Source organism: Ruegeria sp. B1 (genome assembly GCF_056535885.1).
Window position 1 is genome coordinate 90,943 of the sequence record NZ_JBQFJA010000001.1, and the last position, 19,864, is coordinate 110,806.

19 protein-coding genes and 1 pseudogene are annotated in these 19,864 nt (G+C 57.6%); 11 read left to right on the forward strand and 9 right to left on the reverse strand.

Annotated elements, in window-relative coordinates; translation table 11 throughout:
• Positions 1–261 precede the first annotated feature (261 nt).
• The 4 genes from ACR3ES_RS00480 to lpxK are packed head-to-tail and all read left to right on the forward strand — an operon-like array spanning position 262 to position 4,612.
• Positions 262–1,608 carry a TldD/PmbA family protein gene (locus ACR3ES_RS00480; RefSeq protein ID WP_170430985.1) on the forward strand — a complete coding sequence of 449 codons (1,347 nt, stop codon included), beginning with the start codon at positions 262–264 and terminating at the stop codon, positions 1,606–1,608.
• On the forward strand, positions 1,595–2,395 hold the full coding sequence (locus ACR3ES_RS00485; RefSeq protein WP_170430983.1) for a 3'(2'),5'-bisphosphate nucleotidase CysQ: 801 nt from the start codon (positions 1,595–1,597) through the stop codon (positions 2,393–2,395). The genes ACR3ES_RS00480 and ACR3ES_RS00485 overlap by 14 nt, the downstream gene beginning before the upstream one ends.
• On the forward strand, positions 2,392–3,627 hold the full coding sequence (locus ACR3ES_RS00490; protein ID WP_170430982.1) for a glycosyltransferase N-terminal domain-containing protein: 1,236 nt from the start codon (positions 2,392–2,394) through the stop codon (positions 3,625–3,627). Before ACR3ES_RS00485 ends, ACR3ES_RS00490 begins: the two co-directional genes overlap by 4 nt.
• Positions 3,614–4,612, forward strand: a complete 999-nt coding sequence (gene lpxK / locus ACR3ES_RS00495) for a tetraacyldisaccharide 4'-kinase (RefSeq protein WP_170430980.1) — start codon at positions 3,614–3,616, stop codon at positions 4,610–4,612. Before ACR3ES_RS00490 ends, lpxK begins: the two co-directional genes overlap by 14 nt.
• A gap of 47 nt (positions 4,613–4,659) precedes the next feature.
• Here lpxK and ACR3ES_RS00500 read toward each other — a convergent pair whose 3' ends face one another.
• Both ACR3ES_RS00500 and ACR3ES_RS00505 read right to left on the reverse strand, forming a co-directional pair.
• Positions 4,660–5,322 carry a DsbA family protein gene (locus ACR3ES_RS00500; RefSeq protein WP_170430978.1) on the reverse strand — a complete coding sequence of 221 codons (663 nt, stop codon included), beginning with the start codon at positions 5,320–5,322 and terminating at the stop codon, positions 4,660–4,662.
• Positions 5,323–5,336: 14 nt separating this feature from the next.
• Positions 5,337–5,843 (reverse strand): DciA family protein, encoded by a 507-nt coding sequence (locus ACR3ES_RS00505; protein ID WP_170430976.1) that lies wholly within the window; start codon positions 5,841–5,843, stop codon positions 5,337–5,339.
• 81 nt (positions 5,844–5,924) lie between these two features.
• On the opposite strand from ACR3ES_RS00505, the gene mutY reads away from it, so the two are divergent.
• Together mutY and ACR3ES_RS00515 are read left to right on the forward strand one after the other, a co-directional pair.
• A complete protein-coding gene (gene mutY, locus ACR3ES_RS00510; RefSeq protein ID WP_170430974.1) occupies positions 5,925–7,016 on the forward strand; it encodes an A/G-specific adenine glycosylase in 1,092 nt (363 codons plus the stop codon).
• Between the two features lie 23 nt (positions 7,017–7,039).
• The gene (locus ACR3ES_RS00515; RefSeq protein ID WP_170430972.1) at positions 7,040–8,176 is read left to right on the forward strand and encodes an alkane 1-monooxygenase; all 1,137 of its coding nucleotides are present in this window, start codon (positions 7,040–7,042) and stop codon (positions 8,174–8,176) included.
• Positions 8,177–8,248: 72 nt separating this feature from the next.
• Here ACR3ES_RS00515 and ACR3ES_RS00520 read toward each other — a convergent pair whose 3' ends face one another.
• The 4 genes from ACR3ES_RS00520 to ACR3ES_RS00535 all read right to left on the reverse strand — a co-directional run bounded on the left by ACR3ES_RS00520 (position 8,249) and on the right by ACR3ES_RS00535 (position 12,171).
• Positions 8,249–9,631, reverse strand: coding sequence for an adenylate/guanylate cyclase domain-containing protein (locus ACR3ES_RS00520; protein ID WP_170430970.1), 1,383 nt, complete (start codon positions 9,629–9,631; stop codon positions 8,249–8,251).
• A gap of 139 nt (positions 9,632–9,770) precedes the next feature.
• On the reverse strand, positions 9,771–10,874 hold the full coding sequence (locus ACR3ES_RS00525) for a site-specific DNA-methyltransferase (RefSeq protein ID WP_170430968.1): 1,104 nt from the start codon (positions 10,872–10,874) through the stop codon (positions 9,771–9,773).
• A 105-nt stretch (positions 10,875–10,979) separates the two neighbouring features.
• A complete protein-coding gene (locus ACR3ES_RS00530) occupies positions 10,980–11,597 on the reverse strand; it encodes a ribonuclease HII (RefSeq protein ID WP_170430966.1) in 618 nt (205 codons plus the stop codon).
• 112 nt (positions 11,598–11,709) lie between these two features.
• Positions 11,710–12,171, reverse strand: a complete 462-nt coding sequence (locus tag ACR3ES_RS00535; RefSeq protein ID WP_170430964.1) for a hypothetical protein — start codon at positions 12,169–12,171, stop codon at positions 11,710–11,712.
• 176 nt (positions 12,172–12,347) lie between these two features.
• On the opposite strand from ACR3ES_RS00535, the gene ACR3ES_RS00540 reads away from it, so the two are divergent.
• The 3 genes from ACR3ES_RS00540 (at position 12,348) to ACR3ES_RS00550 (ending at position 14,988) form a co-directional block, all read left to right on the forward strand.
• Entirely contained in the window at positions 12,348–12,635 is a 288-nt protein-coding gene (locus ACR3ES_RS00540; RefSeq protein WP_170430962.1) for a hypothetical protein, read from the forward strand.
• The gene (locus ACR3ES_RS00545) at positions 12,607–13,308 is read left to right on the forward strand and encodes a helix-turn-helix domain-containing protein (protein ID WP_170430960.1); all 702 of its coding nucleotides are present in this window, start codon (positions 12,607–12,609) and stop codon (positions 13,306–13,308) included. Before ACR3ES_RS00540 ends, ACR3ES_RS00545 begins: the two co-directional genes overlap by 29 nt.
• Positions 13,309–13,413: 105 nt before the next feature.
• Positions 13,414–14,988, forward strand: a complete 1,575-nt coding sequence (locus tag ACR3ES_RS00550) for a DUF427 domain-containing protein (RefSeq protein WP_170430958.1) — start codon at positions 13,414–13,416, stop codon at positions 14,986–14,988.
• Positions 14,989–15,146: 158 nt separating this feature from the next.
• Here ACR3ES_RS00550 and ACR3ES_RS00555 read toward each other — a convergent pair whose 3' ends face one another.
• Positions 15,147–15,944, reverse strand: a complete 798-nt coding sequence (locus tag ACR3ES_RS00555; RefSeq protein WP_170430956.1) for a DUF1217 domain-containing protein — start codon at positions 15,942–15,944, stop codon at positions 15,147–15,149.
• Positions 15,945–16,033: 89 nt separating this feature from the next.
• Between ACR3ES_RS00555 and ACR3ES_RS00560 the strand changes: the two genes are divergently transcribed.
• Together ACR3ES_RS00560 and ACR3ES_RS00565 are read left to right on the forward strand one after the other, a co-directional pair.
• The gene (locus ACR3ES_RS00560) at positions 16,034–17,419 is read left to right on the forward strand and encodes an IS1182 family transposase (protein ID WP_480425708.1); all 1,386 of its coding nucleotides are present in this window, start codon (positions 16,034–16,036) and stop codon (positions 17,417–17,419) included.
• Positions 17,420–17,570: 151 nt separating this feature from the next.
• Positions 17,571–18,955, forward strand: a pseudogene (locus ACR3ES_RS00565) (IS1182 family transposase).
• Here ACR3ES_RS00565 and flbT read toward each other — a convergent pair.
• Positions 18,956–19,417 carry a flagellar biosynthesis repressor FlbT gene (gene flbT / locus ACR3ES_RS00570; RefSeq protein ID WP_480424598.1) on the reverse strand — a complete coding sequence of 154 codons (462 nt, stop codon included), beginning with the start codon at positions 19,415–19,417 and terminating at the stop codon, positions 18,956–18,958. It abuts the pseudogene before it with no gap.
• Positions 19,417–19,791 carry a flagellar biosynthesis regulator FlaF gene (gene flaF, locus ACR3ES_RS00575; RefSeq protein ID WP_170430952.1) on the reverse strand — a complete coding sequence of 125 codons (375 nt, stop codon included), beginning with the start codon at positions 19,789–19,791 and terminating at the stop codon, positions 19,417–19,419. Before flaF ends, flbT begins: the two co-directional genes overlap by 1 nt.
• Between the last annotated feature and the right edge of the window lie 73 nt (positions 19,792–19,864).

Genomic DNA, 19,864 nt, shown 5'->3' on the forward strand with positions numbered 1-19,864 from the left:
GGCCTTCCCCGCCCTATCGACTCGGGTCCTGACAGCGACCACGCACTCGGATTGACTGAGCGATCTGTCGACCCCCAATCCACATGAACTCTTCGTTGTTTTGTAACGGGTCCGCCGATGTGCTGGATCAATCCTTGCCTCTTAGGCAAACGCCCGAATTCTTAGCTTTTTTGGCTACTTCCTGACAGACACAATCCTGCTGCAGGGCTTGCGAGACACGCAATCCAAGGCTAGGTCCAATGCAATCACCACGGAGGCGTTATGACCCGAACACTGGAAGACATCAGCCAGCATCTGCTGGACGCCGCCAAAGTCGCCGGAGCCGAAGCAGCGGACGCTATCGTGGTCGAAGGGTCTTCGGTTTCGGTTGAAGTGCGGGGCGGAGCGCTGGAACATGCCGAGCGGTCGGAAGGCACGGACCTGGGGTTGCGCGTGTTTCTGGGCAAACGGCAAGCGATTGTTTCGAGTTCGGACAGCCGGCCCGAGACTATCGCTGCAATGGCCGAACGCGCCGTCGCGATGGCTGGCGAAGCACCCGAAGATCCCTTTGCGGGATTGGCCGACAGTAATCAGTTGGCTGCGGGATGGGATGTTCAGGCATTGGAATTGTTTGATTCTACGGGCGAACCCTCGGCCGAGGCTCTGATGCAGGACGCCTTGACCGCCGAAGCCGCCGCGCTGGCCGTGAAAGGCGTCTCGCAAGTGTCCGACGCGGCAGCCAGCTATGGCGTTCACCGTGTTCATCTGGCCGCCACCAATGGGTTTTCCGGCGGCTATGCACGCAGCAGCCGGTCGACCTCCTGCGTTGCAATTTCAGGCCAAGGCACCGGGATGGAGCGGGATTACGATGGCGACAGCCGCACCTATCAAACCGACCTGCGCAGCCCAGATGATATCGGGCACACGGCAGGCGAACGCGCGGTCGAACAGGTTGGCGCGCGTCAACCGGAGACCGGCAGTTTTCCTGTATTATTCGACGAGCGTATCTCGTCGTCGCTGATCGGCCACCTGATGGCTGCCAGCAACGGCGCGGCCATTGCCCGTGGCGCGTCCTGGCTCAAAGGCTGTCTGGGTGAACAGGTTCTGCCTGAGCACCTGTCGCTTATCGAGGATCCGCACCGGCCGCGCATTTCGGGCTCTCGCCCTTTTGACGCCGAAGGTCTGCCCACCAAAAGCCGTGCTATCGTCGAGAATGGGATTCTGACCGGATGGACCCTGGATTTGTCCAGCGCGCGTAAACTGGACATGAAACCAACCGGAAACGCGGCGCGTGGCGTTTCGGGTCCACCATCGCCAAGTAACTGGAACCTCAGCCTGACATCAGGCGCGCGCAGCCGCGCGGACCTTATGCGGGATATGGGAACCGGTTTGCTGGTAACGTCGATGATCGGATCGACAATCAATCCAAACACCGGCGACTATTCCCGGGGCGCGTCGGGGTTCTGGGTGGAGAATGGTAAGATCACCCATCCGGTCAACGAATGTACAATCGCAGGCAACCTGCGTGATATGCTGCGCCGGATCATTCCGGCCAATGATGCCCGCCCTTACCTGTCGCGCGTTGTCCCCTCGTTGCTGATCGAAGGAATGACACTTGCCGGCAACTGATCTGCCTCTGTTAGTCGACGCCGCGTTGGAAGCTGGAAAGATCGCAACCCGCTACTCCGGTGCGCAAGCACAACGGTGGGACAAGCCCGACGGGACCGGTCCGGTTACCGAGGCCGATCTGGCCGTCAATGCGATGCTGGAACAGTTTCTGCCGTCTGCGCGCCCCGGCTATGGCTGGCTCAGCGAGGAAACCGAGGATTCACCGCACAGACTGTCACGCAAGAACGCGTTCATCATCGACCCCATTGACGGCACCCGCAGCTTTGCGGACGGCGCGCGCACTTGGGCACACTCGTTTGCCGTGGCAGATCAAGGCGAAGTCACGGCAGCGGTGATCTATCTGCCCATGCGCGATTTGCTGTACGCAGCAGCCAAGGGTCAGGGCGCGACCCTGAATGGTGATCCGATACAGGCATCGCCAGTGCCCAACCTGCGCGGGGCCGAGATATTGGCCGCCCGACCCAACATGGATACACGCCACTGGCGACGCGGAGCAGTGCCGGAGTTTGAACGGGCCTACCGGCCATCGCTCGCCTATCGCATGGCATTGGTCGCACAGGGTCGTTTCGATGGCATGCTGACACTGCGACCGAGTTGGGAATGGGACATCGCCGCCGGAGACCTGATCATTCGCGAAGCTGGCGGCATCTGCTCGGACCGTCTGGGGCGGCCCTTGCGCTTTAATAATCCCCATCCACAACTGAACGGCGTGATTGCGGCAGGGACCAACATCCATGAGCAGATTTCCATTCAACTCGACCCGAATGGACCCGGAATCGTATCATGAGCAGGCCGCGCTCTCTAAGTCTGGTGGCCTACAGGGTTCTGTCCTGGGGTGTGCCCAAAAATGTCGTGTACCCAGATCTACCCCGCCCGAAAGGCGAGCTTTTGTGGGTTCACATCGCTAATAGGCATCGCATGCGCGCCGTGAACGATTTCTGTCTCAGGATACAGCAGGCCCGCCCGGGGTTGTCGTTATTGCTGACGGTTCCGCCGGACGCTGATCTGCACCACTGGACGGGCTGTTCATTTACCTTGCGCAGACTGCCAGCCGAACAAGCTGGCGCTGCGCGTGGGTTTTTAGACCATTGGCATCCGGATATGGGTCTGTGGGTCGGCGGCGGACTGATGCCCAACGTCATTACCCGCGCCGGAGAACGTGGGATCCCGCTGGTGCTGATCGAGGCGCAACCGGACATCTCTGCGGCCCGCATCGCGCGTTGGCTGCCGGACATCAGCAGATACACATTGGACTGTTTCCAAAGGATTCTTACGACAACCAACGAAACGGCACGCCAAATTCGCCGCCTTGGCATCGGATCCTCGAAGGTCACCGAAGCTCCGCCGCTGCAAATCAGCCCCAATCCCAAACCGTGGCCCGAGGACGAGCTTATCGAGATCAACCAGACGCTCGCAGGGCGACCTGTCTGGCTTGCCGGTTGGGTCCAGGATAAGGAATTCATATCGATCCTGAGCGCCCACCGCCAAGCATTGCGCATGCTTCCAAGACTGGCTTTGGTGCTGCATGTCGCCGATACCAACGAGGCGGCACCGCTGCACCGAAGGCTGGAGTCGATGGATCTGCGCTGTGCCAACTGGGATGAAGGTGGTGTAATCGAAGATACCACACAGGTCATCCTGTCATCGGAGACCGAAGATCTGGGATTGTGGCACCGCGTGTCTGCGGTGACATTCCTGGGCAGTTCTCTGGAACGTGGCGCGGGCGGACGGAATCCGTTGGAGTCGATCGCTCTGGGATCCGCGATCATTCACGGACCTTTTGTCCATCGCTATCAAGACTTGTATGATCGGTTGGAACAGACCGGCGCAGGGCGCATGGTCAAAACGGCAACCGAGCTGGGCGATGCGGTTGTGGAACTTCTGGCGCCGGATCGCGCGGCGGATATGGCGTTGGCGGGGTGGCAAATGATAACCGAAGGCGCGCCACAGGCAGACCAGCTTATAGACATGGTTCAGGAAACATTGGACCTGCGGAGTGCGGATCATGCGCGCCCCTGAATTCTGGAACACCGATCCGAACCGGCTGGACCCACGAGCGCGATTGCTGGCGCCGTTGGGACGTCTTTATGCTCTGGCCACCGCGCGCCGCGTAGCGTCGGACACGGGTGTCCGGCCCGGCATTCCGGTGATCTGCGTCGGCAACCTGAACGCAGGCGGAACGGGAAAAACCCCGACTGTGATCTGGGTCGTCGAACAGCTGGGCAACGCCTGGCACAAACCGCATATTGTCACGCGTGGACACGGCGGGTCATTGGATGGCCCTGTTCAGGTTGATCCCGCCAGACACACGGCCGCGCAAGTCGGGGACGAACCGCTGCTGTTGGCGATGTTTGCCAAAGTCTGGGTCGCCAAGGATCGCGCTGCTGGTGTTCAGGCCGCAGCGGAAGACGGGGCATCTGTAATTGTGCTTGATGACGGGTTCCAAAATCCCTCGGTCGCCAAGGATTTCTCCATCATCGTTGTGGACGCGCAGCGGGGGTTTGGAAACGGGCTGTGCCTGCCCGCTGGCCCGTTGCGCGAACCTGTTGAGGCAGGCCTGAAACGCGCGAACCTTGTGCTGTCGCTTGGCGATGAAGTCGCACAGGCCCAGTTTTCAGGTCAATGGGGTCCAAGTCTGACCGTGCCGCACGCAACCGGAACCATCGAACCCCTGCAAACCGGAATGGATTGGAGCGGCACTCGGGCTTTGGCCTTTGCCGGCATCGGGTACCCTGAGAAATTTTTTCAAACTCTTCGGCACCTGGGGGTCGAGCTTGCACGGGCCGAAGCATTGGATGATCACCAGCCGCTGACACAAGCGCTGATGACGCGTTTGGAAAACGAGGCGCGTCTGCTGAACGCGCAATTGGTCACAACCGAAAAGGATGCGGTGCGCCTGCCACAGACGTTTAGAAGCAAGGTCATCACCCTTCCGGTTCGACTGCGGGTCAATGACCCTGAGCAAGCCAGAGAGATGCTTCTAGAGACCGCGCCGTCGCCTTAATAAAAGAATATACCGGCCGATGCCATTCGGATCGGCCGGCTACAGCATCAGCTGCCCAGTTCTTCGTCGATCAGCTTTTTGAAGTCGTCGTAGGACTGGTTGGACACCTTGTGCCCATTGATGACAAAAGACGGTGTCGCGGTGATATCGTCCCGCTCGGCGTTTTCCTGATACCAAGCGACCAGTGTTTGTGCACGCGTTCCGTCCTGAAGGCAGGCTTCAAGCTGGTCATTGTCGATCCCGGCCAGTCGCCCAATCTTGCGCAGCTCATCAACGATCTCTGCGGGGCCTCCGGCCCGGGTCCATTCCGACTGACCGTCATAGATTAGGTCGGTGATGCCAAAGAACTTCTCGGGGCCGCCACAACGTGCCACCATGGAGGCCCACAAGCCGTAGCGATCAAAATACACCTCGCGGTAGATAAATTTGACCTTGCCGGTATCGATGTAGTCCTTCTTCAGCTTTTTGAACGTACCCGAGTGAAATGTCGCGCAGTGCGGGCAGGTATAGGACGCATACTCTATGATCTCGACCGGAGCGTCTTTGGAGCCCTGAACCATTTCAACAACGGTCGACGTGTCCAGATCAGCCTCCTGCGCCTTGGCGCTGCTGACCAGCGGATAGGCGGGTGTAGTATTCGACTGCGACAGCCAATAGCCGCCAGCGGCGACAGCGACAGCCGCGCAGATTACGGTTGCAATACGGCTCATGACTTGGCCCTTTCTCAGCGTTTCTGACTTGATAAAACGTTGCGGCCAAGGCGTTCAAGGGCCGCACGCAGATCACCATCGTGAACAGCGCGCGACACTTTGTCGGCCTCGGCAGCAGTTTCGGGGTCTATTTCGGGTTTCGGCCGTTTCGGCTTGTGTTCGAAACTGACTTGCCCCTCGGCAAATCCGGTCGGAGCGGTCTGGGTGATGCGAATTCGGCTGATCGCGTTGTACCCGTAGACGGCGTTGACTTTACCGCGCAGTTGCTCCTTCTGCATTTCCAGCATCGGCGCTTGCGGCCCGGTGGTCAGAACGGTCAGTGTCGCACCGATACCGCCTTTGCCATAACCCACGTTCACGGGACGTGCGATCGCAGCAGTGTCTTGTCCGACAATTTCCGCCCAATGGGTCAGCAGGCGCGACACGGCAAATCCGCGGCTTTCCCCGGCGCGCCTGATCTGATCGTTCAGTAGCGTCGCGGTGCGCTTAAACCCGCGGGTGGACGAACGTCTGCGTTGCATCTGGTTTCCAACTCCTGTCCCGCTATTGTAATGGGCACGCAACCCGGCGCCAGCGAAACCCGACAGGGAGTTAGATAAAACTTGCGTGACATCCATGAATTCGACGTGAGCGGGGCGCTGCTCGATTGGTATGACAGCCACGCGCGGGAAATGCCGTGGCGTGTGAGCCCTTCGGATCGTGCTGCTGGGGTACGGCCCGATCCCTATCGCGTCTGGCTGTCGGAAGTCATGCTGCAGCAAACCACTGTTGCTGCGGTGCGCGCCTATTTTCTCCGCTTCACGACGCGTTGGCCCGATGTCAGAGCATTGGCCAGCGCAAAAGATGGAGATGTCATGGGGGAATGGGCCGGTTTGGGGTATTATGCCAGGGCGCGAAACCTGTTGAAATGCGCCCGGGTCGTGGCAAATGAGTTCGACGGCCAGTTTCCCGACACCTACAACGCATTGATGGGTTTGCCGGGCATTGGGCCGTACACCGCCGCCGCCATTTCCGCGATTGCTTTTGACCGGGCCGAGACCGTTCTGGACGGCAACGTCGAACGCGTGATGGCGCGTCTCCACGACATTCACGATCCGCTGCCCGCATCGAAGCCTTTGCTAAAGGGCTTTGCGGGCGACGTGACACCGAGTGTTCGACCGGGTGATTACGCTCAGGCCATTATGGATCTCGGTGCCACAATCTGCACACCCAAGTCCCCCGCCTGCGGTATCTGTCCATTGCGCGATCCCTGTCTTGCTCGCGCAAATGGAACGCAGGCCGATTTGCCCAAAAAGACACCCAAAAAGCCCAAGCCAACCCGGTTCGGCCATGTCTACGTAGCTCAACATCAAAACGGCGCGATGCTGTTGGAGCGCCGGCCTAACAAAGGGCTGCTGGGTGGAATGCTGGGATGGCCCGGATCGGAATGGTCAGACAACCCGCCGGAGGCACCACCTTTTTCGGCGGATTGGCGTCTGCTTCCAGGCGAGGTGCGCCACACATTCACGCATTTTCATCTTGTTTTACGCCTTTGGACGGCCGAATTGCCCAGCAGATCAGTCCCGGATGGGCTGGTCCTTCTCGACAAACACGTCTTCAAACCAAGTGATTTGCCAACGGTGATGCGCAAGGCTCATGATCTGTGGCGTGGACAACAGACCACTGGGCAAGCCCAGTCTGCGAAGCTAGTTTAGCCCTAACAGATCGGAGCACCACTATGATCGCACCAGAAACGCTTTCCCGCTGGCAGTCGGCCCTGCCCTTCTGGATATCGTTCCTGTTGATACCGCTGATCTGGGCAACCGCCATTGTCGGAGGATGGTGGGTTCTGCTGGTTCCTTTGTCGACCTGGTGGGCCTTTGCGGTCCTTGACCGCCTCACCGGGCTGAACGTGCAAAATGCGGACCCCGGCACCGCCGATGATGGCTTAAAATGGTACATCCTTCTGACAAAACTGTGGGCCCCGGTTCAGTTCACCACGCTGTATGGCCTGATCTGGTATTCAACCCGGGCGGATCATTTGTCCGTCATTGAAAAGATCGGCCTGTTCTTCGGAATGGGCGTCATTTCGGGAACCATCGGTATCAACTACAGTCACGAGCTGATGCACCAAAAAGGGCGTTTTGAACGTTGGTTGGGTGACATCCTGTTGGCCATGGTCTTGTACTCTCATTTCCGGTCCGAACACCTTCTGGTGCATCACCGGTTTGTCGGCACCCCGCGCGATCCTGTCACGGCCCGCTACAACGAAGGATTTCACCGGTTTTACCCGCGCGTGCTGTGGCAATGCCTCGCCTCTGCATTCGGTGCCGAACGGGACAAACTGGCGCGCAAGGATCGTCACTGGACCGATCCCGCGAACCCTTTCTGGCGTTATTGGGCACTGCAGGGTGGGATGCTGATGCTCGCCTTTGTAATCGGCGGGTGGGCCGGCCTAGGCCTGTTTCTGCTACAGGCCGGCGTTGCGATCTGGCAGTTGGAACTGGTCAACTATGTCGAGCATTATGGGCTGACCCGCAAGCACATGGGCAACGGCAAATATGAGCATGTCCTGCCGCGACACTCATGGAACGCTTCGCAAAAGGCTTCCAACTGGTTGTTGATCAACCTGCAGCGTCATTCGGATCACCATTACAAACCCAACCGGCGCTTTCCGCTGTTGCAGCATCATACTGAGGACGCTGCGCCGCAACTACCTTATGGGTATCCGGTCATGACCGTGGCGGCGATGATCCCGCCCCTATGGCGTCGGGTGATGAACCCGCGGGTTCGGGCTTGGCGTAAGCGATATTATCCTGAGATCACAGACTGGCACCCTTACAATAAGGCTTTGAATCCGTCGCCTGGCGCGTGACCGAAGCGGGCGTGCGGTTCTAACACTGAACTGGCCATCAACAGGTACAGGGATCGGCAAGCGGCGCGTTTTTCAGAGCATCCAAACATCCATACGGTTCTCCACGCCGCGCACAGCCTGATCGGGAAGGGGCGTAAACTCCTCCATCAGGCTTTGACCCGGGGGGCCTTCGGCCAATGCCTGTGTCCGCAACGTGTCGCTGACCAGGACGCGCGCGCCCGCTACACGCGTCATGGCCTCCAGCTTGGCCGCTACATTCACTGCATCTCCGATGACCGCAAACTCGAGCCGGTTGGCGCCGATATCTCCCAAAACGACTGACCCGAAATGTACGCCAATTCCCGCTTGAATCTCAGGCTCTCCAGCCCGACGCCGCTCCAAATTCCAACGCTCGATCACATCCACCATGGATCGTGCACACGACAGCGCATTGGTGGCATCCAGAGGCGTCGGAACCGGCGTTCCAAAAGTTGCCATCAGCCCGTCCCCCAGATACTTGTCCAGCGTGCCGTGATGCCTGAATACCTCGGTTTCCATCCGTGCATGAAAACCGCGAAGCACTTTTATCACATCATAAGGGTCCCGCCCGGCCGCAAACTTGGTGAACCCCACGATGTCGATAAACAACACGGCGATGTTTTCCTTGCGCACCTGTTTCAGCGGTTCGTCGTTCTGGCTTAGTTCATCAACGACATTGGGCGAGAAGTACCGGGACAGGTTTGCACGCTCCCGCTCCAACCCTGCATTGGTCATCAGCAGATGGTTCAGCCGTCGCATCGACACACCTAGCGTCACAGCGACCATGACGAACACTGTGACCTCCTGAATGCGCAAAGACACAAGGAAGTTGTTGGGATCCAGCAATCCCTGCAGATCGGGATACCCTTGCAACGCGACAAAGACTCTTTCACCCAGTTCAGGAAACGGTGTCGCAACCCACCAGGCTGTGACCCAGCCAACGGTCCAAATCATCGCCGTCCAGGATCCGATGGCAATAACTGTGCGCCACGAATAGGCAAGCGTTCCTGCAGCAAGAATAATGAAGAAGTACTGGAAATTATCGAACCGCAATTGCGTCGCCAGGGGGCGCACATCGTCGCTGAAGGGGTTTGGAACGATCATGCCAAGCGTCATGATCAGCAGATCGACAAAGATCAAAAGCAGTTCGACCCTGGATTGTCCAACCCGCCCGGCACGCTGGATCAACCAGCCGTTTGCACAGATCAGCAACAGGATGAAGTGATAATACAGAACCTCCCAATTCGGGTTCAGGTAAATCAGCAAGACCCCGGTCAAACCCATGGCGACCCAACGCGCCCTGACAGCCAGTTCCAGCCCCTCGCGCTTATGCCGTTCCAGCGCCTCTTCTGCGTATTTGTGGTCCAGATTAAAATCGTCCGGCTGGGTTATGAAAAAACGGCTAAAGCGGGACGGGCTGGGGGCGATATCGGTCAAAGTCAGCGCTCCTATACGGTCTGACGGGTTTGCCTATGCAATCATTCCTTGGCCCAAAACAAAAGACCCCGCCGTAACATCGGCGGGGCAAGGCTGAGTGCCTTGTGTCAGGCCACAGGCACCGGCGGTATTCTTGAGATCAGTTATGCATCTCAGACCGGATCTGCTGACGCAGCACGTCGATGGGCACTGTTTTGCCATCGCGTTTGAAGCACCAGTAAGTCCAGCCGTTGCAGGAGGGAGCGTTTTCCAGGTGCGCACCAACCTGATGGATCGAACCTTTGACGTTGTCGCCCACCAGCGTTCCATCGGCACGAACCTTGGCCTTGTGGCGCTGGTTCATGGAGTATAGCTCTTCTCCGGGCCGCAGCATGCCACGTTCGACCAACTGGCCAAATGGCACGCGCGGCTCCGCACGTTTGCTGGCGCTGACCTCCAGCGCCTCGCGGTCAAACTTGCGGACCTTTGAGATGCGCTTTTCAGCCACCTTGCGATAGCTTTCTTCGCGTTCAATACCGATAAACTCGCGCCCCAGCATCTTGGCCACTGCCCCTGTTGTGCCGGTTCCAAAAAACGGGTCCAACACCACATCGCCGGGGTTGGTCGAACCGACCAGGACCCGGTGCAGCAGCGATTCTGGCTTCTGAGTTGGGTGTGCCTTGTCACCTTTTTCATCCTTCAGACGTTCATGCCCGGTGCAGATCGGCAGCACCCAATCACTGCGCATTTGAACGCCTTCGTTCAACGCCTTTAGGGCTTCGTAGTTGAACGTATATTTCGCGCCTTCCTGCTTGGAGGCCCAGATCATCGTTTCATGTGCATTTGTGAACCGTTTGCCGCGAAAATTCGGCATCGGGTTCGACTTGCGCCAAACGACGTCGTTCAGAATCCAATAGCCGGCATCCTGCAAGGCCGACCCGACGCGGAAGATGTTGTGATAGGACCCAATCACCCAGATCGCGCCATTGGGTTTCAGCAGCCGATGCGCGGCTTTCAACCAGTCTCGTGTGAACTGATCATAAGCGCCAAAGCTAGAGAACTGATCCCAGTGATCATCGACCGCATCGACCTGAGAATTGTCAGGCCGGTGCAACTGGCCTTTGAGCTGTAGGTTGTAGGGCGGGTCCGCAAAGACCAAGTCAACCGACGCCTCCGGCAGACTGTTCATCACCTCGATGCAGTCACCGGATAGAATCGTGTTTACAGGGAGCGCAGCTGCGCCCTTTGTCTTGATTGTGGTCATATCACTGCCTCAGTTCCGCGGCGCTTTTGCGCTCATTTGGTTGAGACAAGGATGAGTCAAAGACGATTCGGCGTCAAATTCTTTTTTGAATCAGCAACTTACGATTTACTCTTGATACAAGATATTGTGGACCGGTTTGAACGAACGTCTATGATGTGGGGTCACGCCCAGATTTTGCAGCGCTTCCTTGTGTTGTTTTGACGGATAGCCCGCGTTTGCCTCCCACCCATAGCCCGGATGCTGTTGCGCCAAATCCACCATCAGTTGATCTCGCCAGTTTTTTGCGATGACCGAAGCCGCCGCGATTGAAACGGATCGTCCATCTCCCTTGACCACAGCTTCAGACGGGATCAGCAATCCGCGCGGGATCATGTTTCCATCGATCAGTAGGAAATCGGGCGCCGGGTCCAACGCCGCAACAGCACGTTCCATTGCCAGATGCGACGCGCGCAGAATGTTGATTTGGTCAATTTCGGCAACCGACGCTTCACCGACTGCGCATTCTGCTTGATCACGTATAGCCGTCTCCAACTCCGAACGCCGCCGGGCGCTCAGCTTTTTGGAATCATTCAGGCCGCTGGGAATATTGTCCGTGTTCAGAATAACGGCAGCAGCCACAACCGGTCCGGCCAAGGGGCCGCGCCCGACCTCGTCTACGCCGGCAATACGGACATATCCCTGAGTCAGAAGTGATCTTTCAAGATCGTAGTTCGGTGTTTTCATGACCTCGAAAGATCGCGTTTGGCGCGTGTCCGCAAGAAAAAAAGGAGGGGGCAGCTGTCGCCACCCCCTCCCGGCGCGGTGCTTCTGTGGCACCACTCCTGCTCGAAAACGCTTACTGGTAAACCACGCGGTATCCTTTCTGACGCAGGCAGGCGGGTTCATAGGCTTGCCTTACTTTGTTGCCATCCCAGAAACCGACCTTGCACTGTTGCGGCAGGCTATTGGCGTGTCTGTAATGTTTGTTCAGGCATTTTGGTCTGAGCAAGGGGCGCTGTGCATAGCCATCATAGGTGCGCAGGCAGCGTTGAGGCAGATCATAGCGCGCTACCCGATTGGGCAAGGGCCGCACCTTGTGCTTTTTCACTTGGCGATCAATTGGAACCGGATTGTACTGACGCGCCACTTCGTCCCGTCGCTTTTCCTTGTTGTAGTGGTTGACCGCCGCGCCAATGATCGCGATTGCGGCCAGACCGCCCAGAATGTCCTTGGCGTCGGCGGCGCGTGCCTGAGACGCGGACACCCCGGTGATAACGACTGCGGTGGCGACGATCAGAGCGATGAATTTCTTGTGCATGATGCGTGTCCTTTTGGATGCTATTGGCGACCCGCAGCGGACCGCAACCTTGATGCCCCAACACTGCGGGCGTCACAGTCGGACAGGCAATAACGGCAAAGTGCTATCCAATATCAGGGCCCGCAAACCCCTTGAGTTATTGAATATCATGCCAACCCATGCGCAGGATGCGGCCTATGAAACACATCCTCTCTTCTCTGGCCTGCGCGGCCCTGATATCGCTTGGATCTGCGGCGTCGGCTGCGGATTGTTATGCAGACTACAAGGCCAAGCAGGACAATCCCCTGCGTCTGCACTACGGCGTGATGCAGGTCTCGGCCTGCGACAAAGGGCAGGCCCGCCAGGAGGTTGCCCAACGCCTGCAGGCATCGGGCTGGACATTGCTCAACGTCCAATCTGTGTTTGGACCGGAAGGGTTGGATCAAAGGAAGGCCAATGCCGGAAAATTCTATCTCCGTTTCTGACGCGCGGCGATCCGGTGTTCGTTTGGTTGGCTTGGGCATTGCGGCCATAGTGGCGATCCTGGCAACCGCCGCGATTTTCCTGTTCTGGTCGCTGCCAGATGCCAACGCGTTTAATGCACGCGTGGAGCGTCTGTTTGTAGAAAGCGATCTGACCTCTCAGACCGAGATTCGTTTGCTAGAAATCCTGGCGCAGTCCGGCACCGCTTTTGCCGATACCCTGGCCAGCTATAGAATGGTGATCTACGTCCTACTGGTATTCGCCTGCGCAATGCTGATCTCGGCTTTGGTCTTTCTGGTCATGCTGGTATTGCTGAACCGTCGAATGGCGCAAATCGAGCGCACCGGCATTCAAGTCACGTCCCTGTTGATCAGCCGCGAAGAAAACACAGTCTATCTCAACAACATGGATTTCAAGCTGACGCCGGCGGCCATGGAAACCCTGTCGGTTTTGGCCGAATCCCGGTTAGATGACGAGGTCCTCTCGGGCGCCCAGATCGAAGGCATGATTTCAGGGCGCGACGCCGCCGATTGTGACGAGGCCGCCGGGGCGACACGGATCAAGCGGCTGCGGGACGCGCTGGGAAATCAGATGGTCAGCGAATTGCTGGTCAAGAACATCGCAAAAAAAGGCTACATGCTTTCCATCGAAAAAGACGTCATTCAAATGGTCTGATTTCAAGCGTTCTTGTGGGATAGCTTGGTTTAATTCCTCCTTGCCTCTTGGAATAGCTCCCGCAAAGGCCCATTCTATGGAGACTTCGGGCAAGGGAGGTCGATCATGAACGTCCACGCCGCACCAAAAATCAAAGGTTACGGAATCTCGGTTGAGCGGTTGAAAGGCAGAGTTGCCATCTACCGTGACGACGTTTTGTTGGCCGAAAGTCACAACGCCAAAGTCATGTACGAGACGCGGCTGCCGCCGGCCATCTATTTTCCGCGCGAAGATGTTTGCGTGGACCTTGGCGAAGAAACCGATTTGCAGACCTTTTGCCCTTTCAAAGGCACGGCCACCTATCACAACGTTTTTCTCTCCGAAGAACACTTGCCGAATTCCGTTTGGGCCTATGAAGACGCCCTTCCCGAAAGCAAGGCGATCCAGGGACATATCGGGTTCATGCCGGGCGCTTACACGCATGTCGATCTAGGCAACAATCGCTTGCGCGAACCTGACGATGGAAACATCAGCGGTCCCTTGATTGACTGGTTGATGCGGGGGGCGTCGCAGGCCGAAACGCCAGAGGCCTTTACCAGAGACCTGGCAGAGAAGATGCTGGAGCACGGTATCGCTATTCAACGTCTCAGTATCCTGGCGTGGTCCCTGCACCCGTTGATCGCCGGCAAACACTATATCTGGGAGAAGGGCCAGACAGAAATCCTGACCCACGCCCCAACATATGAAATCCACGATCACCCTTCGTTCATCAACAGCCCGTTGCGCCATGTATCGAACGGCCTGGGCGGCATACGTCAAAGACTGAATGACAAGGATCCGCAGTACAACTTTCCGATCATCGAGGATCTGCGGGCCAAAGGTGCGACGGACTATGTCGCCATGCCGCTGCCGTTTTCGGACGGCCGGACGAATGTTCTGACCCTGACCTGCGACCACCCGGATGGGTTCACGACGGAAAACCTCGGCCTGGTTTTCGAATGCTCGACTGTGATTGCGCGGTATTACGAGGTGTTCATGCAGCGCGAAAACGCGCAGGTGCTGTTAGAGACATATGTCGGCAAGCGCTCAGGGGCCCGCGTGCTGGGGGGCGAGATCAGACGCGGCGACGGCGACGAAATCGACGCAGCCATCATGTTCTGTGATCTGCGCAACTCGACCAGCTTGGAGGAAAAGCTTGGCCGAACGGCCTACATCAACCTGCTCAACGACTTCTTTGAAACGGTATCCGTCATCGCGCATGACAATGGTGGTGAGGTTTTGAAGTTCATTGGCGACGCTGTACTCGCGGTTTTTCCGGTGGTTGACGAAGATGCCGCGACGGCGCGCAAAAATGCACAGAACACAGCAATAGAAATCGTCCAGCAGTTGGCCGACTTGCGCAAGTCCGGGGCGGATGTGCACTGCGACTGTTCGATTGGTGTAGCTTTCGGGCGCGTGACCTATGGCAATGTTGGATCGCGGGAGCGGCTGGATTTTACGGTGATCGGACAGGCCGCAAATGTTGCCGCCCGGCTGGGTGAATACGGCAAGACCACCGGTCATCGTATTGTTGTGTCAAAAGACATTGAACCTGCATGCGTCGATGCTCTGCCACTTGGTGCGGTGAACCTTCACAACGTGTCGCAGCCCGTGACATGTTATGCGCTGCGCACCGCAGCGGATGCCGTTCTGAACGCATGAACCAAAAAAGGGCATAGCTGTGTCTGATGGGGAACCCAACTGAGCCTACGGGTTTGCCTGACCGTTGCGCGCGGTGATCCATGGTGGTTTGTGCCATTTCGCCCGCCATCCTGTTTCGGCGCGGGGCAAGCTCTGCCCACTGGTCAAACCTATGCCGTTCAGCTGGCAGCACCTAACAAGATCAGGGCCGTCTGAGCAGGAGATATCGTGCTTTGCAATTGTGCGATCTGGTTGCGGGCCAAGTAGGTATCAGTCAGTTTCTCCACTGCGTCCTGATCCGAAAACTGCGCCAGATCGTCCGAGCCTGTCATCTGAAACAGCCGGTCCTTAAACTCCCGCAGCTGCGTGTCGATGTCCAGTTGCGCAAATGTCGAAGGCAAACCAAGCGCTGTTTCCATCATGCTGCGCAGCGGGGGCAACCCCATCATATCGAACCACTTTGCATCCGAGCTGACATCCTTTTCAGCCAGTTCTTGCAAGGCGTGCTGTGCATAGAGAGAAATGCGCATTGTGTCGTCAGTTTCCCCGACCGCAACTTCGAACCGGGATTTCAAATTGTCCTGGGCGACCTTCTCCATATCCGTCACCAAGACAGTCTTGCGCACCTCACCGGGACCCAAGCCAAAGGCGTCTGAAAAAGCGCGGTATCTTTTGTCGCTCAGGCGGTTGGCCAAGGCATCTTCCGCCTTTGTACCGTCTTCGAGGATTTTCTGGATGAAGTAGCGGTTGTTCAGGTCTGCCTCGAGCCCGAAAGCACCCAGTGCCACCTGCAGCAGACGCCGGTCCGAGACAAGCTCCTCTGCCGTGCTGACGTTGCCTATGTTCTCCAAAAAATATTGTGTTTCCCGCTCGTTCACATTTGACGTCGAAAAACTCTGGAACTGGGCTTCATAGGTCCGCTGGAGAAACCGCCATCCGACCACTCCACCTGTAGGTATGACAGGCTGAAACGTCATTGCTGATAGGCCTATTCTGTTGAAAAACTCTGTCTTGATCGAAGGCCATCTGGCTGATTCAATTCTCTTATTGAATGGGAGTTTGGATGATGATGGGACCAAAACAGGAAACTCAGGCTGAGCTGTTCTATGAGTTCTCCCTGGAGGAACATGTCCCGGACAATCATCTGCTGCGGTCGATTGATCGATTTGTTGACCTGAGTAGTATCCGCAATCATTTGGCGGATTTTTACAGTCATACTGGTCGCCCTTCCGTCGATCCCGAGTTGCTGATCCGCATGCTGCTGGTGGGCTATTGCTTTGGCATCCGGTCGGAACGGCGGTTGTGCGAAGAAGTGCACCTGAACCTTGCGTATCGCTGGTTCTGTCGCCTCGATCTGACTGATCGAGTGCCGGATCACTCTACCTTTTCCAAGAACCGCCATGGTCGGTTCCGCGAGAGTGAACTCTTGCGGCACGTGTTCGAAACGACAGTGGCGCGGTGCATCGCAGAAGGTTTGGTCAGCGGCCAGCGTATGGCGATTGATGCCAGCTTGATTGAGGCAGAAGCGACCAAGCAGTATTCAGCGTCACAAGAAGAATGGGATGCTGCACAGATCGATGCCAAGACCGCACCGCGCGCTGTTCGGGAATATCTGGAAACCCTGGATGAGGCCGCGTTTGGTGCTGCCTCGCCAGTCAAGCCTAAGTTCATTTCATATTCGGACCCTGCCAGCCAATGGACAGCGGCGCACAAGGCACCAGCCTTCTTTGCTTACTCTGATAACTACCTCGTTGATACAGATCACAGCGTGATTGTGGATGTGGAAGCGACCAGATCCATCCGGCAAGCCGAAGTGGGGTCGACAAAGACGATGCTGGACCGGGTGAAGGACAAGTTCGACCTCGTCCCCGACTGGATGATCGCCGATACCGCCTACGGCTCAGGCCCGATGCTCGGCTGGCTCGTGGATCGCAAGATCGATCCTTACATCCCGGTCATCGACAAGGCCGGACGCCCCGACGGCACCTGGACACGCACAGACTTCGAATGGGACGCTGAGCATGATCAATATATCTGCCCAGAGGGTCACGCGCTTAAACAGTTCCGCCGGAATTACTCTGATCCAAACCGGGGGCCGTCGGGCAAGGGCACAGCCCGCTATCGCGCCTTGAAAGAAGTCTGCCAGGTATGTCCGTCCAAACAAAGATGCTGCCCCAACGCTGATGCACGCAAAATCACCCGCGAAGAGCACGAAGATGCGCGCCAGGTCGCCAGAGATCTGGCCAAAACTGAAGAGTACCAGATTGCGATGAAGCTCAGAAAGAAAGTTGAGATGCTCTTCGCCCACCTCAAGCGCATCCTAGGCCTTGGACGGCTCCGATTACGTGGACCGTGCGGCGCAAATGACGAATTCCTCCTCGCCGCCACCGCCCAGAACCTCCGCAAACTGGCCAAGATCTTTCCCGCACCGCAGCAAACACGTAAAGCCTGATCAGAAAGGCACTCGCGCTCGGTTCAGCACACCACTTTCTGCGTCCGCAACACGTTGTTTTTCCACAGAATCGGCGTATTTCGTTGAAAAACTCTTGGTTGATTGAGTGGTAAGTCGCTGATTCAATTCGTCCTGTAGGGAGGAATTGGCGATGATGGGACCGAGGCAGGAAGCGCAGGCGGCGTTGTTCTACGAGTTCTCGCTGGAAGATCATGTCCCGCAAGATCACCTGCTGCGCTCGATTGATCGGTTCGTCGATCTTGGCAGCATCCGGTCGCATCTGGCGGAGTTCTACAGCCATACTGGACGCCCTCGGTTGACCCCGAGTTGCTTATCCGAATGCTACTCGTGGGCTACTGCTTCGGGATCCGGTCCGAGCGGCGGCTTTGTGAAGAGGTTCATCTGAACCTAGCCTATCGGTGGTTCTGTCGGCTCGATCTGAACGACCGTGTGCCGGATCATTCCACATTCTCGAAGAACCGGCATGGGCGGTTCCGCGAAAGCGAACTGCTGCGCTACCTGTTCGAGATGACCGTGGCACACAGCATTGAGGAAGGCCTCGTCAGCGGTCAGCGTATGGCCATCGATGCAAGCTTGATCGAAGCCGATGCCAACAAGCAGAACTCAACGCCGAAGGAAGAGTGGGACGCCTCAACCGTTGATCCGACCGACGCGCCCCGCGCCGTCCGCGAGTATCTCGACACGCTGGACGAGGCTGCGTTCGGCGCTGCCAGCGAGGTTCAGCCCAAGTTCACATCGCATTCCGATCCGGCGAGCCAATGGACCGCAGCCCGCAAAGGCCCTGCATTCTTTAGCTATTCCGACAACTACCTGATCGATACAGATCACGGAGTTATCATCGACGTCGAAGCCACCAGATCAATCCGTCAGGCTGAGGTCGGATCGACCAAGACCATGTTGAACCGAGTAAAGGAACGGTTCGATCTGCATCCGGAGAGACTAATCGCGGACACCGCCTATGGCACCGGCCCACTTCTGGGCTGGCTGGTTGATCGCAAGATTGCGCCGCATATCCCGGTGTTCGACAAGTCCGGTCGCAATGACGGCACCTGGACCCGCGCCGACTTCGAATGGGATGCTGAGAATGACCAATACATCTGTCCCGAAGGTCACGCCCTCAAGCAGTTCCGCCGCAACTACTCAGACCCCAACCGCGGTCCGACGGGCAAGGGCACCGCTCGCTATCGCGCTCTGAAAGAGGTCTGTCAGGTCTGCCCATCGAAAACCAAGTGCTGCCCCAACGCGGATGCCCGCAAGATCAGCCGCGAAGAAACAGAAGACGCCCGCCAGGTGGCTCGAGACATTGCCAAGACCCGCCAGTACGACATCTCAATGAAGCTCAGAAAGAAGGTGGAAATGCTCTTCGCCCACCTCAAACGCATTCTCGGCCTGGGTCGGCTCCGATTACGTGGCCCATGCGGCGCAAACGACGAATTCCTCCTCGCCGCCACCGCCCAGAACCTCCGCAAACTGGCCAAGATCTTTCCCGCACCGCAGCAAACACGTAAAGCCTGATCAGAAAGGCACTCGCGCTCGGTTCAGCACACCACTTTCTGCGTCCGCAACACGTTGTTTTTCCACAGAATCGGCCATCAACCGCTCTTCGCGTGGCAGCAGCGATCTCAGCGACTTCAGACATTTATAGTATTGTTCCGCAACCAAGGCGTCAGTCGCCTCGGCGAGGACCCGGCGGCTGTCCGCATCGGTAAATACCTGACTTAACTCTTCTACCCGACGCAACAGTTGCTGACGCGCCTGGTCCGGTGCCATATCCCCGGACAGAATAAGCTGCGCCGCGTAACACACACGCCGAACCGGTGTGGTCACCTCATCCGGGTGGATCGCATCCCTCAGGCGCAACACGTTTGCCTCCGGCGTCATGATCGAGAACCGACCACGGCGATCACCATTTTCGATGACCACACCATTGATCAGGACCCGTTCCTTGGGGGCAAGCTTTAAAACCAGCCCGCTCATCATGCGGCTCCGATCTGACGAAGCCCGCGCAGAACGGCCATGTTGATCTCAAGCAGAGGTTCAACGGTTGCGTTGTTTCCCAGCACCTGGCTGCTGTGCTGTTCCGTGAACTCCGCCAGGTAAAAAATTCGGGCGCGCAGCTCGTTGGGTAAGCCATTGTCGGAATCCGCCACACCTGTCGCCAAGACTGTCCAAAGCCGCCTGTTTTCATGCAAGGCATGCACGAACCCACCAAAATCGGTTTTTCTGCGGGTCGCCGCCGCCTTCAGGCGATGCGTGATTTTGGAAATCGCCTCATACTCCGTATCCCGCGGCGTGCGTGTCGGAGCGGCAGTCTGCGCATAGGCGCGATGAGCGAGCGTTTGAGGTGTCACGTTTAGTCCTTCCAATGGGTCTCGTCTTCAGACGGTCAAGATCGGGGCGCGAGAAATTGCGCCCCGATCAGGT